5 protein-coding genes are annotated in these 5504 nt (G+C 55.5%); 1 reads left to right on the top strand and 4 read right to left on the bottom strand.

What is annotated here, in order from left to right; genetic code table 11:
• The 4 genes from AC4FIC_RS14860 to AC4FIC_RS14845 form a co-directional block, all read right to left on the bottom strand.
• On the bottom strand, window positions 1–1303 hold a 1303-nt coding region (locus AC4FIC_RS14860; protein WP_476194498.1), incomplete at its 3' end, for an FAD-binding oxidoreductase.
• A 148-nt stretch (window positions 1304–1451) separates the two neighbouring features.
• Entirely contained in the window at window positions 1452–3188 is a 1737-nt protein-coding gene (locus AC4FIC_RS14855) for a proline--tRNA ligase (RefSeq protein WP_490359437.1), read from the bottom strand.
• Between the two features lie 110 nt (window positions 3189–3298).
• Complete coding sequence (locus tag AC4FIC_RS14850) at window positions 3299–3718, bottom strand: VOC family protein (RefSeq protein WP_100256745.1); 420 nt, start codon at window positions 3716–3718, stop codon at window positions 3299–3301.
• Window positions 3715–4905 carry a GNAT family N-acetyltransferase gene (locus tag AC4FIC_RS14845; protein ID WP_227003780.1) on the bottom strand — a complete coding sequence of 397 codons (1191 nt, stop codon included), beginning with the start codon at window positions 4903–4905 and terminating at the stop codon, window positions 3715–3717. The genes AC4FIC_RS14850 and AC4FIC_RS14845 overlap by 4 nt, the downstream gene beginning before the upstream one ends.
• Before the next feature lie 174 nt (window positions 4906–5079).
• On the opposite strand from AC4FIC_RS14845, the gene AC4FIC_RS14840 reads away from it, so the two are divergent.
• A complete protein-coding gene (locus AC4FIC_RS14840; protein ID WP_100256746.1) occupies window positions 5080–5502 on the top strand; it encodes an HIT domain-containing protein in 423 nt (140 codons plus the stop codon).
• The last annotated feature ends 2 nt before the right edge of the window (window positions 5503–5504 follow it).

Here is a 5504-nt window from a genome sequence, read left to right as displayed (position 1 = left end):
ACTCCATAATAAAGTCGGCCAGATTTTCAGGCGGTACCGCCGTGTCTTCGACAAAAGGCACTGGGCGAGCTTCACCCTTGGCATTGCCAAGCAGGCCGACCGCCTTCTTGCGCATCGACCAGAGCAGTTGCACCTGCTGGTGACCGCGGGCGATGGCGTAACCGATGTTCTTGCCAGTCTGGCCGGTCTGTTCCTGCAATCGCTCGGTCAGATTGCTGATATTGCGTTCTAGCTCCGCTTCGCTATCGGCGGTAAATTCAACCAGATTGATGCCATCAATAAACTGCCCTTGGGCATCGAAGAACTGACTGACCGAATGCCAGATAATATCCTCGCGCGCCAAGCCCAGGACCGTACTGTCGATGGTCTCGATCGATGAGGGCTGCGCGCCGAGCAGCGTTTGGGCATCACGCAGTGAGGCCTCAAAGGAGCTATAGAAGACATTGACTAGGGCGGCTAGCTTGGGAATCTTTACTAGATTGAGTTTCGCTTCCACGACAAAGCCTAGCGTGCCTTCGGAGCCACAGATAATATTGTTGAGGTTAAATTGGCCCTGATCGTAGATATGGGCCAGATCGTAACCGGTCATGCAGCGATTGAGCTTGGGGAACTTGGCGATAATATCCGCCTGGCGACGCTGATAGACATCATCGACTGTGGCATGGATCTGACCGATGCGGTCGGTGCCGGCACTGAGCCGTTTTAACGTATCGGCGTCGATCGGCTGGCTGTGATGGCGGTCGCCACTGAGCAATACCGTGTCCAGCTCCAGGACGTGATCGCGCGTCTTACCATAGAGCACTGAACCCTGGCCGCTGGCGTCGGTGTTGATCATGCCGCCGATGGTGGCCCGGTTGCTGGTCGACAATTCGGGCGCAAAGAACAGCCCAAAGGGTTTTAGGGCGTGATTGAGTTGATCCTTAACCACACCACTCTGTACCCGTGCCCAACCTTCGTCGGCATTGATTTCGAGGATCTGATTGAGATACTTTGACAGATCGACGACCAGGCCGTCGGTCAATGACTGGCCATTGGTGCCGGTGCCGCCGCCGCGCGGGGATAACACAATGGCTTGCCAGCGGTCGGTTGCTGCCAGGCGAGTGAGTATTTGTACATCCTCGGCATGACGAGGTAAAACCACGGCCTGAGGCAGTATTTGATAGATGGAATTGTCGGTCGCCAGCACGGTGCGCTGGGCATAGTCCGGGCAGATGTCGCCCTCAAAACCGGCTAGACGGACCTCATCAAGATAGGCGAGATAGGCCGATTGGGTTTCAGTCAGTTCGTGTAGGCGAGGCAACATCGGGCTTGGGCTCCGTAAATGTAGGGCAGGTCACTATACTCATGCGCTAGCGACCGATATCGGCACTGCTGACGCGAACGATCGTAAGTCTTTATACGAGCGTTGCGTCGGGCCGGATTGCGATCGGGGCTCGCCAAAGCGAGCCTAATTAGCCTTGGGCTGTTTGGCTATTAACCATATGGATGTGATCAATAATCTCGGCGATGGGCATCTCAATCTTATCCTCGGAGGCGCGTGACTTATATTCCAGCAAGCCAGTGGCCAAACCGCGATCGCTGACCACAATACGATGCGGGATGCCGATCAATTCCATATCGGCAAACTTGACACCCGGGCTGGTCTTCTTATCGCGATCATCGAGCAGCACATCGAAGCCGGCGGCCTGTAAATCGATGTAAAGCTGTTCGGCCACGGCCATGACGTCCGGTGATTTGTGCGCATTCAAGGGCACAATGCTGACATGGAAGGGGGCAATCGCATAGGGCCAGACGATGCCATTGGCATCGTAGTTTTGCTCGATGGCGGCAGCTACAATACGGGTCACACCAATGCCGTAACAACCCATCAGCATCGGCCTGGTTTTACCACCCTGATCGAGTACCTCGGCCTTGAGCGCCTTGCTGTATTTATCGCCCAATTGGAAAATATGGCCAACCTCAATACCCTTCAGTATCTGCAACGTGCCTTGGCCATCGGGGCTCGGATCGCCGGCGACAATATTGCGCAGATCGGCGATCTCAGGCAGCGCGACATCCCGTTCCCAGTTGATATTTAAATAATGTTTGCCGTCCAGATTGGAACCGGCGCTGAAGTCGGACAGCACCGACACCGAGCGATCGACCACACAGGGAATAGGCAGGTTGACCGGTCCTAAGGAACCCGGTCCGGCACCGATCAAAGCTCGTATACGCGCTTCGCTGGCCATCGTCAGTGGGCTCTTAATCTGGGCCAACTTCTCGGCCTTAACCTCATTGAGCTCATGGTCACCGCGTACGATCAAGGCAATCAGTTCGGCGTCGCTGTCCTCGCTGGCTTCGACGATCAGTGTTTTAACGGTCTTTTCGATGGGCAGATTAAACTGCGTCACCAGCTGCTCGATGGTCTTGGCATCGGGTGTATCGATCAGCGTCATCGCAGCCGTGGCGTCCGCCCGCGGCGTCGTCGGTAATAGGGCCTCGGCGCGTTCGATATTGGCGGCGTAAGTGCCCCCTTCGGCATAGGCAATATAGTCTTCACCCGACTCAGCCAGGACTTGGAACTCATGCGATGCAGCGCCGCCCATGGCGCCGCTGTCGGCCTCGACAGGTCGATAATTGAAACCCAGACGGTCGAAGATCCGGCAATAGGCTTGATACATATTATCGTATTCGGCCGACAGGCAGGCCTGATCAGCATGGAACGAATAGCCGTCTTTCATAATAAACTCGCGCGCTCGCATAACCCCGAAACGGGGCCGGAATTCATCGCGAAATTTAGTTTGGATTTGGTAAAAATTCATCGGCAGTTGGCGATAGCTGTTCAATTCATTGCGTGCGATGTCGGTGATCACCTCTTCGTGCGTCGGCCCGTAGACGAAGTCGCGGTCGTGCCGATCCTTCACTTTCAGCATTTGGCCTTCCATCGCGTCGATCCGACCCGATTCCTGCCACAATTCGGCGGGCTGGATGGTCGGCATCAGGAGTTCTTGGGCGCCTGAGCGGTCCAACTCTTCGCGAATAATCTGTTCGACTTTTTTCAACACTCGCATGCCGGTCGGCAGCCAGCTATATAGGCCGGACGCCAATTGGCGCACCAGGCCGGCTCTCAGCATCAGCTGGTGGCTGACGATGACGGCATCGGCCGGGGTTTCTTTGACAGTCGCGATGAGATACCGACTTGCACGCATTGAGGCGATCCTTTTGAATGGGTCTGAATTGAGGTGGCGCATTTTATCAGGTTTGAGCGCCACGTGGCCAGCGTTCCCGCGGGCACCCGTCGGCAAAAGCCTTGCTGTGCCTACCAGACGCCGGAATTGGCCATGCTCAACCAAGGCTCGGTGGGCGGCAAGTCAGGACCTTCTTGTAGCAGTTCGATAGAAATATTGTCCGGACTGCGCACAAAGGCCATGTGGCCGTCGCGCGGTGGTCGGTTGATGGTCACGCCAGCATCGTGCAGTTTTTGGCACAGCTCATAGATATTATCGACCGAGTAGGCGAGGTGGCCAAAATTACGACCGCCATCAAGGGTCTCATCAGCATCCCAATTGTAGGTTAGCTCGACCGACGGTTCGCCCTCGGCAACGGCCAAGAAAATCAGCGTGAAGCGACCATTGGGGAACTCTCGGCGGCTGGTTTCGATCAGGCCAAGGAGATCACAATAAAAGTGTAACGAGGCTTCTAGATCGGTGACGCGTACCATGGTGTGAAGATATTTCATTGCTGGTCCTCTGGGTCGGATTGGGTTGTAAGCTGTTTAAAGGGCAGCGCAGCTTGCGTTTGCGCCAGATAACGATCGGTTCGCTCGCGCTCTTCGGCGCAGAAGTGCTCTGCTGCAACAAAGAATTCAGGATGTGCCAACCAGTGATATGAATGCGTCAAGGTCGGTTCAAAGCCGCGCGCAATCTTATGTTCGCCTTGGGTGCCGGGATCGAAGCTGGTCAGGCCCTGGGCGATACAATACTCGATGCCCTGATAGTAACAGGCTTCGAAATGCAGATTCGAATATTCTTCAAAGCAACCCCAGTAGCGGCCATAGAGCCGCTCTTGGTCGCGAAAGCAGAGTGCACCGGCAATTGGCTCCTCGTCTTTAAAGGCCATCATCAGAACAATGCGATCGGTCATGGTGGCGCGTACCCGATCAAAGAACTCTTTGTTCAGATAGCCCTGGCGGCCGCGCTTAAGATAGGTAGCGTGGTAAAACTTATAGAAGGCCAGCCAGATCGAATCGGTGATATCTGAGCCAGTCAGAGCCCGCATGGTGATGCCCTGATCGATGATCGACTGGCGTTCCTTACGCACATTCTTGCGTTTACGCGAACTGAAGCGCTCGAGAAAGTCATCAAAATCGCGGTAGTTGCGATTACGCCAGTGAAACTGCACATCGCTGCGCTTGAGCAAACCTTGCTGATCGAGCCAGGCCTGCTCTGCTGGCGCCGGGAACAGTAGATGAAAACCGCTCAGCTGATCGGTTAGACATTTGGTCTTAAAGCTCTGGATGACCCGGCTGACATCCTCAAGCGATTTAGCGCCCAGCAAACGCGGCCCCTGCGAGGGGGTAAAGGGCGCGGCGATGACCAGCTTTGGGTAGTAGGCCAAGCCGTGTTGCTCATAGGCTGAGGACCAGGCCCAGTCGAAGACATACTCACCCCAGGAGTCGGTTCTCAGGTAGGCAGGGACACAGAGGTCGGGCGTCAGACGCAAATGACTGGGTTGCCAGCCATGCTCGCGTGAACAAACGCCCGCCTGTTCTAATGCGCACAGGAACGCGTCGCTGACAAAAGGATTCGCATCCTCCGTTGACGTCCCAGTCGGCCATTGATCTAGCCATTCCTCACTCATGCTGCTGTCCATCTTATTGCGGTAGGGGTTGGCCCAGTTGAACCGATAGGGTTCGTTACGGAGCATAGTTCGCGATGGATCCAAATAAAACAATGGTCCAACGGCATTTGGGTACTTTAATCTCGCCGGGGCGGAAAAGCACGGCGGGCTTTTGGCCCTTGATGTCGCACGGGAGTTTGATGGCCGTGGGATACAGGGTACAGTATTGCCCACTCCCTTACCGAATCGAAGAGATCGCCGATGTTTGAATTGGATTATCGCCTGAAAAATGACTGTGTTCGCATCGGCTCACTGCCTCTATGCACCATACTGCTGATGAAAGATGCCAACTATCCTTGGTTGATCTTGGTGCCACAGCGGGCTGACGTCAGTGAAATCTATCAGCTGGACGCGGACGATCAAGAGCAGTTGATCTGGGAAAGCTCCTTCGTCGCCGAACGACTGATGGCCGAGTTTGATGGCGATAAGATGAACATCGGCGCACTCGGCAATGTGGTGCCGCAACTCCATATTCACCATGTGGTGCGTACTCGAACCGATCCCGCTTGGCCCAAGCCCGTCTGGGGTGCGGTGCCGGCTCGAGCCTATGCTGCGGGGGCTTTGGAACAGCGGGTCGCGCAGTTGGCGGCGGTGTTTGAAACCTCAACCTTTAAGCACGCCTGAGT

The organism is Reinekea sp. (assembly GCF_982785585.1).
This window is presented reverse-complemented; position numbering and strand designations above follow the sequence as displayed.